The 16,593-nt window shown below is 74.9% G+C and carries 13 protein-coding genes; 12 read left to right on the forward strand and 1 reads right to left on the reverse strand.

Translation table 11 applies throughout. From position 1 onward, the window contains the following. Nucleotides 1-418 precede the first annotated feature (418 nt). From SM793_RS23500 to SM793_RS23535, 8 genes are all read left to right on the forward strand, one after another. On the forward strand, nt 419-1,336 hold the full coding sequence (locus SM793_RS23500) for a LysR family transcriptional regulator (RefSeq protein ID WP_320440254.1): 918 nt from the start codon (nt 419-421) through the stop codon (nt 1,334-1,336). A gap of 184 nt (nt 1,337-1,520) precedes the next feature. Further along, complete coding sequence (locus tag SM793_RS23505; RefSeq protein WP_320440255.1) at nt 1,521-2,618, forward strand: vWA domain-containing protein; 1,098 nt, start codon at nt 1,521-1,523, stop codon at nt 2,616-2,618. A 401-nt stretch (nt 2,619-3,019) separates the two neighbouring features. After that, nucleotides 3,020-3,775, forward strand: coding sequence for an AfsA-related hotdog domain-containing protein (locus SM793_RS23510; protein ID WP_320440256.1), 756 nt, complete (start codon nt 3,020-3,022; stop codon nt 3,773-3,775). Next, nucleotides 3,772-4,440: an isoprenylcysteine carboxylmethyltransferase family protein gene (locus SM793_RS23515; RefSeq protein ID WP_320440257.1), complete on the forward strand. Its 669-nt coding sequence runs from the start codon at nt 3,772-3,774 to the stop codon at nt 4,438-4,440. Before SM793_RS23510 ends, SM793_RS23515 begins: the two co-directional genes overlap by 4 nt. Then, nucleotides 4,437-5,138 carry a nitroreductase family protein gene (locus SM793_RS23520; RefSeq protein ID WP_320440258.1) on the forward strand — a complete coding sequence of 234 codons (702 nt, stop codon included), beginning with the start codon at nt 4,437-4,439 and terminating at the stop codon, nt 5,136-5,138. Before SM793_RS23515 ends, SM793_RS23520 begins: the two co-directional genes overlap by 4 nt. Further along, nucleotides 5,135-8,146: a PEP/pyruvate-binding domain-containing protein gene (locus SM793_RS23525; RefSeq protein ID WP_320440259.1), complete on the forward strand. Its 3,012-nt coding sequence runs from the start codon at nt 5,135-5,137 to the stop codon at nt 8,144-8,146. The genes SM793_RS23520 and SM793_RS23525 overlap by 4 nt, the downstream gene beginning before the upstream one ends. Then, complete coding sequence (locus tag SM793_RS23530; RefSeq protein ID WP_320440260.1) at nt 8,143-9,396, forward strand: cytochrome P450; 1,254 nt, start codon at nt 8,143-8,145, stop codon at nt 9,394-9,396. The genes SM793_RS23525 and SM793_RS23530 overlap by 4 nt, the downstream gene beginning before the upstream one ends. Next, nucleotides 9,393-10,442 carry a hypothetical protein gene (locus tag SM793_RS23535; protein ID WP_320440261.1) on the forward strand — a complete coding sequence of 350 codons (1,050 nt, stop codon included), beginning with the start codon at nt 9,393-9,395 and terminating at the stop codon, nt 10,440-10,442. The genes SM793_RS23530 and SM793_RS23535 overlap by 4 nt, the downstream gene beginning before the upstream one ends. 264 nt (nt 10,443-10,706) lie before the next feature. On the opposite strand, the gene SM793_RS23540 is transcribed toward SM793_RS23535, so the two are convergent. Then, entirely contained in the window at nt 10,707-11,393 is a 687-nt protein-coding gene (locus SM793_RS23540) for an aspartate/glutamate racemase family protein (RefSeq protein ID WP_320440262.1), read from the reverse strand. Nucleotides 11,394-11,653: 260 nt separating this feature from the next. Between SM793_RS23540 and SM793_RS23545 the strand changes: the two genes are divergently transcribed. The 4 genes from SM793_RS23545 (at nt 11,654) to SM793_RS23560 (ending at nt 16,488) form a co-directional block, all read left to right on the forward strand. Then, entirely contained in the window at nt 11,654-12,820 is a 1,167-nt protein-coding gene (locus SM793_RS23545) for a 4-hydroxybenzoate 3-monooxygenase (RefSeq protein ID WP_320440292.1), read from the forward strand. Nucleotides 12,821-12,969: 149 nt separating this feature from the next. Next, a complete protein-coding gene (locus tag SM793_RS23550; protein ID WP_320440263.1) occupies nt 12,970-14,802 on the forward strand; it encodes a methyltransferase in 1,833 nt (610 codons plus the stop codon). 221 nt (nt 14,803-15,023) lie between these two features. After that, nucleotides 15,024-15,608 carry a hypothetical protein gene (locus SM793_RS23555; RefSeq protein ID WP_320440264.1) on the forward strand — a complete coding sequence of 195 codons (585 nt, stop codon included), beginning with the start codon at nt 15,024-15,026 and terminating at the stop codon, nt 15,606-15,608. Between the two features lie 34 nt (nt 15,609-15,642). Further along, nucleotides 15,643-16,488: a hypothetical protein gene (locus tag SM793_RS23560; protein WP_320440265.1), complete on the forward strand. Its 846-nt coding sequence runs from the start codon at nt 15,643-15,645 to the stop codon at nt 16,486-16,488. The last annotated feature ends 105 nt before the right edge of the window (nt 16,489-16,593 follow it).

Raw genomic sequence — 16,593 nt, forward strand, 5'->3', positions numbered from 1 at the left:
GCGCGGCGGTGCGGGCGGGACGGGTCGGCGACCCGGTGCTGCCCGTCCGGCGTCGAGGGTCACGGACGGCGCCACGGGTGTCGGCAGGCGGGAGGGGCGTGCGGGAGGGGCCTCATGGGCGGCCGCACGCAACGGGAAGCCGTCTGCCGGGCCTCACGTGCGGGTACATACTATCTGCCCGCCGAGGTCAAGATCTGTTGGGGGTCGTCCTCGCGGATCTTTGGTGAAGATCCGCCGCTCGGGCCGGACACCGCCGCCGGCCGCCGCCAGGGGCTGAGCGACCGGCCCGGTCGGCCGATCGACCTGTCCGTACGCGGAAGCGGTGCCGTCGGGGTACTGTCCTCTCCGCGTCCGCCCGGCCGCCCGGCCGCCCGCCGAGCAGGGCGGCGGCACCAGCGCGGACCCGGGGGGAACCACCATGCTCGACGTCAGACGGCTCACCATGCTCCAGGCCGTGGCCGAGCACGGCAGCTTCAACCGCGCCGCCACCGCCCTGCTGCTGACGCCCTCCGCCGTCTCCCAGCAGATCGCGGCCCTCGAACGCGGCCTCGGCACCACCGTGGTGGAGCGGTCGACGCGCGGGGTGCGGCTGACCGAGGCGGGCCAGCTGCTGGTCGACGCCGCCGTCGCGGTGGGCGCCGAACTGAGGCACGCCGAGGACCGGATCGCGCGCCTCGGTGCGGACCGGCCCCGGCTGACGCTCGCCACCTTCACCAGCGGCGGCCGGCACCTGCTGCCGCCGGTGCTGGCCCGGTTCGCGGCGGCGCACCCGGAGGTCGAACTGCGGATCGTCGAGCGCGAACCGGAGGACAGCCTCCCGATGGTCCGCGACGGCAGCGCCGACCTCGCCCTCGCCTACCACTTCGACGGGCCCCTGCCCGTCGTCCCCGGCGACCGCTCCGGCCTGGAGTGGACGCCGCTGATGACGGACCCGCTGTCCGTCGTCCTGCCCGAGCACCATCCGCTGGCCGGCCGGGACGCCCTAGACCTCTCCGAACTGGCCGAGGACCCGTGGGTGCTGGGCTGCTCGAAGACCGAGGCCTTCCTGCGCCGCCACGCTCTGACGGCCGGTTTCGAACTGCGGGTGGCGGGCTCCACCACCGACTACTTCTTCGCCCGTTCGCTGGTCGCCGCCGGCGTCGGCGTCTCCCTCGTCCCGCAGGTGGCCCTCGACCCGCCGCAGCCCGGCACCCGGGTCGTCCCCGTCACCCCGCCGCGCCCCGCCCGGCACTTCGGCCTCGCCCTGCCCCGCCGGCGCCGGGCCCGTCCGTACGCCGACGCGCTCGCCGCCCTGCTGCACGCTCGTGCCACGGACCCCGCCCCCGGCCCGGCCTGACGCCCCGGTCCGATCTTCCGACCTGATTCCCGGCCCGATGGCCGATCCGATTCCCCGGACGCTGTCGGTCGCCGCCGGCGCCTCCCGCTCCGGCGGAATTGTCAGTGCCTCCGCATAGGGTTGGAACAACGCCGAGGGGAGCGCCGGAAGGCGCCGGAAAAGGTGTTGGGAAAAGGGGAGAAGAATGTCCACGAACAGGATCGACCACAAGGTCAACCACGTCTCGCTGGTGGTCGACAAGTCCGGCTCGATGCGCCAGCACGAGCAGCAGCTGGTCCGGGTCGTGGACGAGTTCGTGAAGGGCCTCCAGGAGGAGTCCGACCGGCTCGGGCACGAGACCCGCATCAGCCTTTACGCCTTCGACCACGAAGTGCGGAACCTCGTCTGGGACATGGACGTCAAGCACCTGCCGTCCCTCAAGGGCCTCTACCGGGTCGACAACGGCGCGACGGCGCTGATCGAGGCGGCCGTGAAGTCTGTCGACGATCTGAAGAACATCTGGGAGGGGTACGGGGAGCACTCCTTCCTCCAGGTCGTCGTCACCGACGGCGAGGAGAACGCCTCCGGCTGTTCCGAGAGCGGCAAGATGCACATCCGTATACCGGGCGCCAAGGGCAAGGCCGTGCTGCGCGGCTGGATGGAGCGGATCCACGGGGCCATGGCCGGGCTCCCGGACCACTGGACCTCGGCGATCCTGGTCCCGAATTCCCTGGCCAAGCGCACCGCCCAGGAATACGGGTTTCCCGCGGGCAATATCGCGATCTGGGACGCCGACTCCAGCAAGGGTGTCGAGGAGGCGATCGGCACCGTCAAGTCCGCCGCCACGAGCTTCCTGCGCGGCCGGGAGAAGGGGGTGCGGGGCACCAAGAACCTCTTCACCATGGGCCAGGACCTCAGTGCCGCGGACGTCACCGCCGAACTCGACGCCCTGGACGCGGGTGCGTACGCCCTCGTCCCGGTCGACCGGCAGCTCCCCATCCGCGAGTTCGTCACCGGCGCGGGGCACACCTATCGGACCGGGTGCGCCTTCTACGAGTTGTCCAAGCGGGAGCGGATCCAGGGCGGCAAGCAGCTCGCCGTCGCGGAGAAGGACCCGGCCACCGGCCGGATGACCGGCAAGGTGTTCTCGGGCCCGGCAGCCCGCCGGCTGCTCGGCCTGCCGGCCTCGGAGACCACGGTCAAGCCCGGCGACAACCCCGCCTACACGGTGTTCGTCCAGTCCACCTCCGTCAACCGGAAGTTGGTGCCCGGTACCGAGCTGCTCGTCATGCTGCAGCCGTAGCCGTAGCCGTAGCCGTAGCCGTAGCCCTGTAGCCCTGTAGCCCTGTAGCCCTGTAGCCCTGGTCGGCCCCGGCCCGGAGCGGCGGCTCCCCGCCGCCCCGGGCCGCCCGGAACCGTCGAGGGGCCGTTTCGGCGATGGGGTTTTCGGCCATCGTGGCGGATGTTTTTGGTCGCTGGCGGGGCCCGGTCGGGGTGCGGGCCGGTCCGGGTTGCTCGGACAGGTGATCGATGGTTACCTCGGTCCTCGTGACCTCGTTGGTACCAGGTGTCTCATATGGAACTGACGTTCCATCGGTTCATGACAGTTCGTCAGAAGACTTCCGGGGGGAGGGATTCGACCCAGTAGATGGGGTTCCGCCCGAAAATGTCGGCGGACCGGGGCCGGGGGTGGTCGTCCCGGTGGTGGTGGATGAGAAAGACCTCTGTTTCTTCGATCACCCGCTCGACCATGTGCCGGGAATGGTGCTGGTGGCGGGGGTGCTGGACGTCCTCGGGGCCCAGGCACCGGAGTGGGTCGACGCGGACGGTGGCCGGTTACGGCTCTCGATGAGCTTCGACCGGATGTGCGAGCTGGGTCCTCCCGTGTGGCTGAGCGGCGGTCCGATCGCGGCCGACGACGGGCCGGCGTGGGAGTTGGTGGCGCTGCAGGACGGCGAGGCCGTCAGCCGGGCCTCGGTCCGCTTCGGCGGGACGCCGGCCCCGGTCCGGACCGGGCCGGAGGGCGCGGTTCCCGCCGATCCGGCGCTGGTGCACCGGCACCGGCCGGAGAACGTCCTGCTGGGCGGAGCGGTGCGGGTCGAGCGGGCCGCGGTACTGGTGCCGCCACCGGGCCACCGGCTGGCGGGCGCCGGGGTGCACACCCTGGGCGCGCTGGTGGAGTCGGCCCGGCAGATGGCGACGATGCTGGGCCACACGGCCCACGGGCGGGACCTGGACGCGCAGATGCTCTGGCTCTCGCTGGAGGCGGATCTGCCGACCGGCCTGCCGGTGGAGGTGCCGTTGGAGTTGTGGTGGGAGTTCGCACCGGCGCGCGGGGCGCGTGCGGTGTACCGGTTCGCGGTGGTGGATGCGGAGAGCGGCGAGGGGTACGGCCGGTTGCAGATCGGCGTCCACACCCTCAGCCGCGCGGGTTACTTGAAGCGGAGGTCGGCGAAGTGAGTGGCGCGGAACAGGTGACGGGCACCGGCTCGTCGTGGGCGGTGCGGGCACCGCAGTTGTTGTTCGTCGTCGCGGTACTCGCGGTGGCCACCGGGCTGGTGGTCCACCTGCGGCACGCGGGCGAAGGGGTGGACCTGGTGGCGGCCGTCCTGGCCGCCTGCTACCTGGCGTGGCTGGCGGTCGAGATCCCGGTGACCTTCCGGACCTCGGGCTCGGCGCCGCGCGAGTCGGCGTCGCTGCTGTTCTACGCGACGGCCCGGATCGCGACCGTGTCCGCGGCCGTGCTCGGGCCGCTGCCCTGGGACGAGTGGTCGCCGCTGCTGCTGCTCCCGGCGGCGGTGTTCGTCGGCGGGGTCGTGCTGCGGCAGGTGGCGATCCGCACACTGGGGCGGTTCTACTCGCACCATGTGACCCGGCAGACGGACCACCAGGTCGTCACCTGGGGCGTCTACCGGTTCATCCGGCACCCCGCCTACGCGGGAATGCTGTCGGCGCACGTCGGTTTCGTGGCGTTCTTCCTGAACCCGCTGAGCGTGGTGCTGCTGGTGGTGCTCGCCGCCGCGATCACCTTCCGCATCCGTACCGAGGAGCGGATGCTGCTGAACATCCCCGGCTACCGCGACTACGCGGCCGGGCACTCCCGTCTCGTGCCGGGTCTCTGGTGAGCGCCTCCGCCCGCCCGCCGCGGGTCGGGGTGCCGGCGACGCCGGACGAACTGCTCACGACCACGCGTTCGGTGCGGCTGCGGCTGGACCTGTCGCGCCCGGTGGACCTCGACCAGGTCCGCGAGTGCGTGGAGATCGCGCTCCAGGCGCCCAATGGCGGCAACACCCAGCGCTGGCACTGGCTGGTGGTGGCCGAGGACGGGATGCGCAAGCGGGTCGCCGAGGTCTACCGGCGGGCGTTCGAGGCCCGTTACCCGCCGACCGCCGCCGCCGGGGTGTCGGCGGGCGCGGTACCGGTCGGCGGGGTGTCCGAACGGATGCTGGCCGGCGGCCGGCACCTCGCGGAGCACCTGCACGAGGTGCCTGTGTTGGTGATCCCGTGCCTGGAACTCGGCAGCCGCCCGCTCACGGCGGCCAACCAGGCGGGGGTCTGGGGCTCGCTCCTCCCCGCCGCCTGGAGCTACATGCTCGCCGCGCGCGCCCGCGGCCTGGGGACGGCGTGGACGACGGTGCACCTGGACGCCGAGCAGGAGGTCGCCGACCTCCTCGGGCTGCCGGGCGACGTGCGCCAGGGGGCCCTGATCCCCACCGCGCACGTGTTGGGGGACGGATTCGGACCGGCGCCGCGCCGGCCGGTGGACAGCGTGCTGCACCTGGACGGCTGGGGCGGCACGGGATGGGGCGGTGGGGGCGCATGACGGAACTCGTGGTGACCACGGCGACGGACGGCGGCGAGGTGCTGGCGGACGCGGCGCGGGTCGGGAACAAGTTCGCCCGGCAGGAGGTGCTGCGCCGGGCCGGGTTCCGGATACCGGAGTTCTTCTGTCTGACCGCCGCCGCCTTCGACGAGGCGCTGGACGCGCTGCGCCCGTCCCTGCCGGCCGAGCCGGCGCCCGGCGCCGAACGGGCGGAGGTGGAGAGCTGGTGCGCGGCGGCCCGGGAGGCCCTGGGCGGCGCGCGGCTGCCGGTGGCGCTGGCCGAGCGGATCCGCAAGGAGTTCGCGGCCGTGGCCGGGCCGGACGGCCTGGTGGCGGTCCGGGCGTGCGTGGTCCCGGCCGCCGCCGGGGCCGCGGAGGCCAACGCGGCCGAGGCGGCCGAGGCGATCGGCGAGGACAGCGCGGTCGACCCGTTCGCCGGTATGAGCGACAGCTTCCTCTACGTCGACGAGGACGCCCTCGAGGACGCCGTCCTGCGCTGCTGGGCCTCCGCGTTCAACCCGCAGGCCGTGCGCTACCGGACCCTGCGCGGCCTGGACCCGCTGCGGGCCCGGGTGGCCGTCGGCATCCAGCGGATGGTGCTCGGCACCCGCTCGTTCGTCGCGTTCACCCGCGACCCGCGCGACGGCGCGGTCCGCCGCGTCGTCGCGGCGGCCTACGGCATCGGCGAGGGCGTCGTCCAGGAGAAGGCGGACATCGACCACTTCTTCCACGACCCGGCCACCGACGAGGTGACCGCGCGCACCGTGCGCAAGCAGTGGTCGATGGGGCTGCCCGAGGGCGCCGCCGCCGGTGCGCCGGTGCTGCTGCCGGTGGCGGGCGGACTCGCCGACGTCCCGGTGCTGGACGACCGCCAGGTGCGTGCGGTGGCGGAGCTGGCCGCGCGGGTGGAGGAACTCTTCGGCGTCCCCCAGGACATCGAGGGCGCGCTCACCGAGGACGGCGTCGTCCACCTGCTCCAGGCCCGCCCGCTGGTCACCGCGCCGCCCACGGCCGGGCAGTCGGCAGGACAGCAGGCCGGGCGGCCGCAGACCGCCGGGCAGACCACCGCGCAGGCGCAGACCGCCGGGCCGGCGGCCGGGCAGTTCGCGACGGAGGAGCCGGGGGCCGCCCGCGTCTACTGGGGCAACCACAACATCACCGAGAGCTTCCCCGGCGTCTCCGGCGCGCTGACCTTCTCCCAGTCCCGCGAGTTCTACCGCCGCTCCTTCGCCGACCTCTACCGGCGGATGGGCGTCCCCGAGTCCTGGGTGCGGGACAACGCCCACCGCCTCGCCCGGATGGTCGGCTACCTGGAGGGCCAGGTCTACTACCGGCTGGACGACTGGCACGCCCTGCACGGGCAGATGCCGATGTTCGAACTCGTGCGCCGCGGCTGGGAACAGGCGATGGGCATCACCGGCCCCGCCCGCGGCGAACGCCGCTGGGCCGCCCCGGCCGTCGCCCTGGCACTGCCCCGGCTGGCCTGGCGCAGCGCCCTCCACCCCTGGCAGGTGAAGAGCTTCCTGCGCTGGTGGGACCGGCAGATGGCCGAGGCCGAGACCGTCGGCGACTCGCCGGAGGAGCTGATCGCCTTCTACCGGCGGCTCTGGGAGCGCGCCGGCGAGCGCTGGGGCGTCACCCTGGTGAACGCGTTCATCGCGCTCGTCGTGCTCGGCGCGGGCAGCGTCCTGCTGCGTCGCTGGACCGGCGAGGGCCCGCAGGTTCTGGTCGGGCTGATGGGCGGCGGGCGGGAGAACCGCTCGCTGGAGGCGGTGCGCGCGGCCATGGGTCTGGCCGAACTCGTCGGCGCCGTCCCCGAACTGCGGGCGGCTGTGCTCGACGACGCGAGCGACCCCGAGCAGTTGTGGCGGCAGATCGTCGAGGGCCACCACGGTGCGGCCGTCGGCGACGCCGCTCGCGGCTATGTCGCCCGCTACGGCGACCGCGCGCTGCACGATCTCAAGCTGGAGGAGCCCACACCCCGCCAGCGGCCGTGGACGGTACTCGCGCTGATCCGCCCGCTGGTGCGCCAGGGCGCGACGGTGGCGGCCAACCGCGCCGACGAGCAGGCCGCCGCCCGCAAGGCCCGGGAGCGTCTGCGCGAGGTGCTCCCCAACCCGGCCCGGCGGGCCGTCCTGCTCGGTGTCACGTCCATCGCCCGCGACCTCGCCCGGATCCGCGAGGACACCCGCTTCTGCCGCACCCAGCTGTTCGGGCTGTCGCGTGACGTGATGTGGCGGCTTGGCGCGGAACTCGCCCGGACCGGCGTCCTGGACGACGCGCTCGACGTCGCCGACCTGACCGTGGAGGAGGTCATCGGCGCCTTCGACGGCACCGGCACCGTGACCGACCTGCGTGCCCTGGTCGCGCTGCGCCGCACGCAGCGCGAGCGCTGGGCGAAGAACCCGCAGCGCCCCGCCCTGCTGGGCACGCCCGCCGGACTGCCGTTCGCCCGGGCGCTGCCGGGGGCGAGCCCGGTAGGCACGGCGGCCGCCGCCGACGACGGCCTGCTGCGGGGCATCGGCTCCAGCGGCGGCGTGGTGCGCGGCCGGGCCAAGGTGGTGCTGGACCCGGCCACCGACCCGGACCTCGCCGCCGGGCGGATCCTGGTCGCCCGGGAGACCGACCCAGGCTGGCTGTTCCTGATGATGTCCGCCACCGGCATGGTCGTCGAACGCGGCACCCTGCTGTCCCACACGGCGATCACCGGGCGCCTGCTCGGCATCCCCACCGTGGTCGCCGTCCCGGGGGCCACCACGGCGATCGCCGACGGCGCCTGGATCGAGATCGACGGCACGGCCGGGACGGTGCGGCTGCTCCCGCCGTCCGAACAGCCCGAGGAGCCGGACGTCCCCGGCTCGGACGTCTCCGGCTCGGACGTCCCGGGCCCGGACGTCCCGGGCTCGGACGTCCCCGGCCCGGCCGATGCCGCCGACGGGAGCGGCCCGACCGACGGAGCCGCCACCACCGACGGAACCGCCACCGCCGAGAAGGGCGACAGGACATGACCGACGACCCGGCCCGTTTCCCCTTCCCGCCCGCCGGCGACGTGCGCCGGCCGGACGCCTACCACGACGTCCTGCACGCCCGCGTCCCGCACCCGGTGCAGCTGTCCAGCGGGCAGCCCGCCCTGCTGGTCACCCGGCACGAGGACGTCACGGCCGTCCTCGGCGACGACCGCTTCAGCCGGGCCGGCTACACCGAGCTGGCCCGCCCGCTGTTCGCCCGCAAGACCGAGTCCGTCCTGCTGGCCACCGCCGACGCGCCCGACCACACCCGGCGCCGGCGCGCGATCCTCCCCGCGTTCACCGCCCGCCAGGTCCGCCTGCTGAGGCCGCGCCTGGAGGCCCTCGCCGAGGAACTGCTCGACGACCTGACCGCCGGTGCCACCGGCGGCGAGACCGACCTGGTGGGCGGCTTCACCGTGCCCTTCCCGATGCGGGTCATCTGCGAGGTGCTCGGCGTCCCGCTCGAGGACGGCGCGATGCTGCGCGCGGAGGTGGACATCCTCATGTCCACCTCCGGCCACACCCGTGAGGAGGTCGCCGCCGCCCAGGCGCGGACGGACGAGTACTTCACCGCCCTGGTCGCCGGCAAGCGGCGCGCCGCCGAGGCCGGCACCCCGGCCGACGACCTGCTCACCCGGCTGGCACTGCGCCCGGCCGACGACCCCGAGCAGCGGCTGTCCGACCGGGAGGTGGTCTCCCTCGGCTCGGGCATGCTGATGGCCGGCTACGAGACCACCGGCAACTCCTTCGGCATGTGCGTGCTCCTCCTCCTGCGCCACCCCGACCTGGTGAAGCGCCTGCGCGCGGAGCCCGCGCGGATCCCGGCGGCGGTCGAGGAGATGCTGCGCTTCAGCTCCCTCAACAACACCGGCGGGGCGCCGCACCTGGTGACCGAGGACACCGTGCTGGGCGGCTGCCCGGTGGCGGCCGGGCGGATCGTGGTGCCGCTCACCGACACCGCCAACCGCGACCCGGCCGTCTTCACCGACCCGGACGCCTTCGACCCCGACCGTGCGGACGTCGGCTCCCACCTCGCCTTCGGCTACGGCCGTCATCTGTGTCTGGGCGCCGAACTCGCCCGGGCCGAGCTGCAGATCGGCGTCGGCGCGCTGCTGCGCCGCTTCGAGGTGCTGGAACTCGCCGTCCCGGAGGACGAGTTGGACTGGCGGCGGACGATGTTCATCAACGGCGTCTGGCAGTTGCCGGTCCGCTGGACGGCGGCCGGTGCCGCAGCGGGGCGGCGGGAGTGAGCCACCCGCCCGCCCGGTCCGCCGCCGCCGGACCGGAGGCGCCCACCGGTACGGCGGCATCCACCGGAGCACCGGCACCCGCCCCGGCCGGCGGGGCCGGCGCGCCGGGCGGCTCCGCCGACCCGGGCCCGCTCGCCGTCCGGCTCGGCGCCTTCCTGCGCGGCAGCTTCCCGCTGCCCCTGTCGCTGGTGTTCGCCGGGGTGTGGGCGGTGGGTGCCACCGGGCTGTTCGCCGCCGCCGACGCGCGGGTCGGGCACTGGCGGCCGGGCTGGGGCACGGTGGGCGCCGTGCTGACCGTCCTGGTCGACCTGCTCCTGCTGCGGGCCGCCGACGACCTGCGCGACCTGCCGTACGACCGGCGCCACAATCCGTCCCGCCCGCTGGCACGCGGCGCCGTGCTGCCGCGCGACCTGTACCTCCTGTCCGGCGCCGGGGCCGCGTTCCTGCTCCTCCTCAACTCCGGCAACCGGGCCGCCCTGCTGCTGATCGCCGCCCAACTCGTCTACACCGTGCTGCTGGTGGGGGCGGAACTGCGGCTGGGGTGGCCGCGCGGTGACGCCGTCGTCACCGGAGTCCTGCTGAGCTCCCCGGTCCAGGTGCTGCTCAACCTCTACCTGTACGCGGTGTTCCTGCACGACACCGGCCTGGACGGCGACTCGCTCGCGCGGGCCGGGAGGCACGCGCTGCCGCTGCTGGTGGTGATCATGCTGGCCGCCACCCACCACGAACTGGCCCGCAAGGTCGTCCGCGAGCCGGGAGCGCACGAGCGCACCTACGTCCGGGTCTTCGGCCTGCGCACGACCGTCGCGCTCGCGCTCGGCTTCGCCGCCGCGTCCGCCGCGGCGTCGTTGGCGGTGCTGCGGCCGTGGACGGGCGGACCGGCCGGGTGGGGCTGGCTGGCCGTGCTGCCGGTCGCCCTCGCCGCCCTCGCCGCCCGCCGTTTCAGCCGGACCGGGGCGGCCCGCTGGCCCGTCGGGGCCGTGGTCGGCTACCTGCCGGCCGTCTTCGTCTGCCACCTGCTGATCGGCCTGGCGGGCACTTCGTGAGGACCGGGAACCTTTACATCGCCGGCCTGTCCATCGCCGGCCTGGCCGCGCAGGTGCCCCGGCGGTGGCCGATCGCCGAGGTCCTGGAGCGCCCCGGCCGGTGACGTGCCGGGGCGCCGCGCCGCCCGCTCGTTCCCGCCCTGCCGTGTCCCGCCCTGCCGTGTCCCGCCCCGCCGTGCCCTGCCCCGTCCCGGCCGTCGCCGGGGCGGGGCGATCGGCTTGCCGGGCGGGCCTTCGCGCCCCGGGCCACCGGCGGGAGCGGCGTCACAGCGCGGCGGTGACGGCGGCCTCGGCATGGATGCGGGTGGTGGGGAAGACCGGGACCGCGCTGTCGCCGGGCCCCACCAGGAGCTCGATCTCGGTGCAGCCGAGGATCACGCCCTCCGCGCCCTCCGCGACCAGCTCGGCGATCACCCGGCGGTACTCCGCCCGGGACTCCTCACGGACCACCCCGAGGCACAGCTCCTCGTAGATCACCCGGTGCACCAGGGCCCGGCCCGCCGGCTCGGGGACGAGGACGTCCAGGCCGTGGGAGGCCAGCCGGTCCCGGTAGAAGTCCTGCTCCATGGTGAACGCGGTGCCCAGCAACCCGACCCGGGCCACCCCGGCGGCCAGGACCGCCGCGGCCGTCGCGTCGGCGAGGTGCAGCAGCGGGACGGACACCGCGCCGGCCACCTGGTCGGCGACCTTGTGCATGGTGTTGGTGCAGATCAGCAGCAGCTCCGCGCCCGCCGCCTCGACGGCGCGGGCGGCATCGGCGAGCAGCCGGCCCGCCGCCTCCCACTCCCCGGCGGCCTGGAGCCGCTCGACCTCGGCGAAGTCCACCGAGTAGAGCACGCACTTGGCGGAGTGCAGGCCGCCCAGCCGGTCCCGGGTGAGTTCGTTGAGGAGGCGGTAGTAGGTCGCGGTGGATTCCCAGCTCATGCCGCCCAGCAGGCCGATGGTCTTCATCGCGCCACTGTGCCACGGCCGCCGAGCAGTCGGCGAACGGACCGTGGGCGGACGATCGGCGTCCACGACCGGAAAGGAAGCATTGTCACCCTATTCAGCCGTGGGGGTGATTTCCGTCGTTTCATGTATCCGGCGGTGATTATGATTTAGGTTCTGTGACTGAGCGTCAGAATCCTTCGAGCACCGACCACATGACCGACAACGCGACATACGGCCGGGTCGACAGCCAGGCCGACAGCCGGGCCGACCGGGCCACCCAGGTGGTCGTCCTCGGCGCGGGCCCGGCCGGTCTGGTCCTCGCCAACCTGCTGCACCGGGCCGGCATCGACTGCGTCGTCCTGGAACGCGCCGACCGGGCCCGCCTGCACAGCCGGGCCCGGGCCGGCTTCCTCGCCGAGAACACCGCCCGGATCCTGGACCGGCACGGCCTCGGCGAGGGCCTGCGCCGCAACGGCCGACCCCACGCCACCTGCGAGTTCCGCACCGACGACGGCAGCTTCCGCCTCGACTACGCCCGGCTCGCCCGCGGCGAGCGCCACACCGTCTACCCGCAGCAGTACCTCGTCGCCGACCTGCTCACCGCCTTCCTGGACGCCGGCGGGCAGATCCGGTTCGGCACCGAGGCGCTGCGGGTGCTGGACGCCGACGGCGACCGCCCGACCGTCGAGGCGCGCGGGCCCGACGGGGAGCCGCTCCGGTGGCGGGCCCGGTACGTCGCCGGCTGCGACGGCCGGCACGGCGCCGCCCGCCGCTCGCTGCCGCCCGGCACGGTCGTCCACCGCCACGACCACGGCCTGTCCTGGCTGGGCCTGCTGGTCGAGGCGCCGCCGAGCCTGGACGCGGTCGGCTACGCGGTGCACGGGCGGGGCTTCGCCGGCCACATGGCCCGCACCTCCGAGATCACCCGCTACTACCTCCAGTGCGAGCGCGGCACCACGCCCGAGGACTGGGACGAGGACCGGGTCTGGGACGAACTGGACCTGCGGATGCGCGCCGCGGAGCACGGCCCGCTGCACCGGGGGAGCGTCGTCGCGCGCACCGTCGTCGACCTGGAGAGCGACGTCGTCCAACAGCTGCGCCACGGCGCCCTGCTGCTCGCGGGCGACGCCGCGAGCATGCCCACCCCCTCGGCGGCCAAGGGGGCCAACCTCGCGGTGCTGGAGGCGGAGCTCCTCGCCGCCGCCCTCGTCGACGAACTCGCGCACGGCGACGGCCGCGCCCTGGCCGACTACTCCCGGCGCTGCCTGGAACACATCTGGCGCGCGATGGAGTTCTCGCACTGGATGGTCCGGCTGCTGCACGCGGTGCCCACCCCGGACGGCGTCCCGTCGGGCTTCGACGCGGGACTCCGGCGCGCCCGGCTGGAGGCGCTGCGCACCTCGCGCGCGCAGCAGGACTGGTTCGCCGAGAACTACGTCGGCCTGTGAGCGGCACCCCTCCCCGGGACCCGCACCTCCCCGAGCCCCGACGGCTCCCCGATCCCCGAGAGCCCACTGATCCCCGACAGGCCACCGATCCCCGTCGGCCCATCGAGCAACACCGGCCGCCGGCGCACCGCACCGAGGACACCCCTGCCATGACCGCATCCCCCATGACCGCATCCGCCGTGACCCCGCCCGCCGTGACCGCCACCGCCACCGCCGTATCCGACAGCACCCGCCTGCGCGCGTCCGCCGACTTCGTCCGCCGCCACGACACCGCCACCCTCCTGCCGCTCCTCCTCCCCGGCCTCGACGGCCCGCAACTCCACTCCCTCACCGGCCACTTGGCGTTCACCCATGCCGCCCTGCTGGTGTTCCCGCCCGACCCGGCGACCCTGCGCGCCGACCTCGCCGCCTGCGGTCTGGCCGCCGACACCCCGCCGCTCCCCAGCTCCGTCGTCCGCGACCGGCTCGCCCTCCGGCACCGCCGCGACGCCGCCGGGCTGGACGTGTCCATCCTGCGCCCCGAGGTACGGTCGGCGGACGGCACCCGCCGCGCGGTCGAGGTGTTCGCGCTGACCGTCCCGCCGGGCTCGGACCTGTGGCCCGTCGCCGAGCACGAGCGGGCCCACCAGCACGAGGCACACCTCGCCTTCGAGGTCCTGCGCCCGGAACCGCTGCTCCTGCGCGGACTGTGCGCCCTGCTCGCCGAGCAGGGCGCCGTCCCCGACGGAGGCGGCTACAACCCGCACGAGAACGGCACGGTCCTCTACTTCACCGCGCCCGCGGCCTCCCTGGCCGGATACCGGCGGGTGGAGCTGTACGCGCCGGGCGACCACCGCGACGTCCTGGCCGGCCACCTCGCCGACGGCCCGGCCGGCTACCGCGCCGACCGGCCGCTCGGCCACCTCGCCGACGGCCCGGCCGACCGCCCCGGGACCCGTCCCTCCGTCGGCCCGCCGGTGGACCACCAGCCCGCCGAAACGCTGCTGCGCCTGCTGACGGGAGCCTGGGCCACCCAGGCCCTGGCGGCCTGCGCCCGGCTGCGCCTGCCCGACGCCATCCCTCCCGGGGCGCCGATCGACCGGGCCGCCCTGGCCCGCCGCACCGGTACCCACCCCCGCGCCCTGGCCACCCTGCTGCGCTACCTCGCGATGCTCGGCGTGGTGACGGCCGAGGGGGAGCGCGTGCGCCTCACCGAGGTCGGCGCCCTGCTCCGCGAGGACGCCCCGGCCTCGATGCGGCCGCTCGCCCTGATGTACGGCGGGCCGTTCTACCGCTCCTTCGGCGCCCTCGACCACACCGTGCGCACCGGCGAGACCGCCTTCGACCACCTGTTCGGCGAGAACCACTTCGACCACTTCGCCCGCGACCCCGAACTCGCCGACCTGTTCGACCGATCGATGGCCGCCAGCACCCGGATGTTCGACCCCGTCCCCGCCCACCCGGCCCTCGCCGCCGCCGCCGCGCGGCCGGACGGCGGCACCGTCGTCGACGTGGCCGGCGGCAACGGCGAACTCCTCGCCCGGGTCCTCGCCGCCCACCCGGGGCTGCGCGGCGTGCTCCTGGAGCGCCCGCACGCCGTCGAGGCCGCCCGCCGCACCATGGCGGAGGCGGGCTGCGCCGACCGCTGCACCTACCGGGTCGGCGACTTCGCCGACGTGCCCGCCGAGGGCGACGTCTACCTGCTCTCCCGGGTGCTGCACGACTGGGACGACGACCGCTGCCGCGCCATCCTGCGCCACTGCGAGCGCGCGATGCCCGCGCACGCGGACCTGCTCGTCGTCGAACGCCTGCTGCCCGCCGACGGATCCGCCTCCCTGGCCACCGCCTGGGACGTCCACATGATGTGCAACGTCGGTGGCCGCGAGCGCCGCGCCGACCACTACGCGGACCTCCTCGCCGCCGCCGGCCTCGACCTCCTCGCCCACACCCCCCTCCCGCTCGACGCCGCCCTCCTCTACGCTCGCCGGCCCGCCCGCCCGTAGCGCCCGTCCTCGGGACCTGCTGGTCCACCGGGCGCCGCTGGTCACGGGGGTCGGGCGAGGTCGCGCAGGTCGGCGGCGGCCCGCACCGCACGCGCGCGGTGCGGGCCGCCGCCGATCCTCCGCCCCGGGCGTCAGGGGCGGAAGGGTTCGCTCGCGAAAGACGCTAGTCTGTCGGCCGCACCATCTAACTGATCATGTGTCAACACGGGGGTTCCTTCGTCATGCCCGTTTCCAGGAGACTGCTCGCCGCGGCGCTGATCGCGACCGCCGCGCTCGGTCTGGCCGCCTGCGGTCCGGACAACCCGCCCGACCAGAGCGCCAAGGGCACCACCGCACCGACCGCCGCCACCAGTGCGCCCGGCTCTGCGCCCGCCGCTGCGCCTGCCACCAAGGGCGCCGCGCCGACCACCGCGCCGACCGGGTCCGCCTCCGACGAGCCGGAGGGCTTCTGCACCCACGCGCCGCTGCCCGCCGGCCAGAAGTGGATCTACCCGGTGAGGGGGACCAGCACCACCACCCTCGCCTACCGGGACACCAAGGACGCCTGCGGCGTCAACGACGTGGCCTTCGAACCGGTCGGCGCCGACCGGACGGCGGCCTTCGCGCCCACCGCGAAGGCGCACCTCAGCTCGGTGATGGCGGCCCCGAAGGACGTCGACCTGGCCGGTGTCGTCAAGCACATCAACGAGTGCCTCACCTCCCCGCACAGCGAGAAGGGCTCCTACCCCTGCTCGGCGGGCGACTACAAGGTGGCCCTCGACGCCTCCGGCAAGGTCACCGAGCTCTGGGAGCGCGCCCACTCCTGACGGGTGGGCAGCCGGGAACGACGAATGGGACCCCTTGACCGGACGGACTGCACACGCCGCACGGACCGCACACGCCGGACGGAGCGCACGCGCCGCATCGGCGGCCCTGGCACTGCTCGCCCTCACGGCGGGCTGCGCCTCGTCACCGTCACCGCGACCGTCACCGTCACTGTCACCGTCCCCGGCCGCGAGCACGTCGGCCGGGGACGACCACGGCGCCCCGGCAGCCGGGGCGCCGTGGCGTCCGAGCGCCGCCCTGTCCGGGGAACGGCTCGCCGCCGTCCTGCTGCCCGACGACGACCTGCCGCCGGGCAGCACCGCCGAGGGCCTCGCCGTCGCTCCGACGGCCACCGCCCTGGACCCGAAGGCCGAGGCGGCCTCCCAGCAGCACCCCGAGTGCGCGCCGGTGCTCCGGGCCATGTTCGAGCGACCGGCCGGGTCCGTCCGCCGCTGGTACGTCACCGGGAGCAACGTGCTCGCCAACCGGACCCAGATCGACGTGGCCGGGATCGCCGACGGGCTGTCCCGGGAACGTTTCGAGGCGCTGCGGGCGGCGGTGACCGGGGGTGGCTGCACCGGCCTCCGGGTCGACAACGGCAAGGGCGGCGTGCAACTGACGGTCGAACCGGTCCCGTGGCCGGGGCTCGACGTGCCGGCCGTCGGCTTCCGGGTGCGGACCCCCACGGGGGCGGTCGCCTCGGCCGGCGGGTTCACCCGGGTCTACCTCTGGGCGGCCGTGGGCGACAACCGGGTGCTGTTCCTGGCAGCCGACGACACCGCCCACGCGCCCGCCCTGCGCCCGGAGCTGGTGACGCCCCAGCTCCAGCGCCTCCTCGCCGCGGCGGGCGGCCCGGCGGACCAGGTCGCCGCCGCGAACTGACGCCGTCGGCCGGGGCCGAAGCCGGGGCCGTGCCGCCGTGCCCCGGCCACCGGGCGAGCGATCCGTTCAAGACGCGGTCCCGGCGCCACGTCGAGACTGCTGCCC

It is taken from the genome of Kitasatospora purpeofusca, assembly GCF_034043715.1.
GTDB classification, from domain to species: Bacteria; Actinomycetota; Actinomycetes; order Streptomycetales; family Streptomycetaceae; genus Kitasatospora; species Kitasatospora purpeofusca_A.

Excerpts from the sequence above, each read along its gene's own strand:
- SM793_RS23500 (WP_320440254.1), top strand. The coding sequence starts at position 419 with ATGCTCGACGTCAGACGGCTCACCATGCTCCAGGCCGTGGCCGAGCAC.
- SM793_RS23505 (WP_320440255.1), top strand. The coding sequence starts at position 1,521 with ATGTCCACGAACAGGATCGACCACAAGGTCAACCACGTCTCGCTGGTG.
- SM793_RS23525 (WP_320440259.1), top strand. The coding sequence starts at position 5,135 with ATGACGGAACTCGTGGTGACCACGGCGACGGACGGCGGCGAGGTGCTG.
- SM793_RS23530 (WP_320440260.1), top strand. The coding sequence starts at position 8,143 with ATGACCGACGACCCGGCCCGTTTCCCCTTCCCGCCCGCCGGCGACGTG.
- SM793_RS23540 (WP_320440262.1), bottom strand. The coding sequence starts at position 11,393 with ATGAAGACCATCGGCCTGCTGGGCGGCATGAGCTGGGAATCCACCGCG.
- SM793_RS23550 (WP_320440263.1), top strand. The coding sequence starts at position 12,970 with ATGACCGCATCCCCCATGACCGCATCCGCCGTGACCCCGCCCGCCGTG.
- SM793_RS23555 (WP_320440264.1), top strand. The coding sequence starts at position 15,024 with ATGCCCGTTTCCAGGAGACTGCTCGCCGCGGCGCTGATCGCGACCGCC.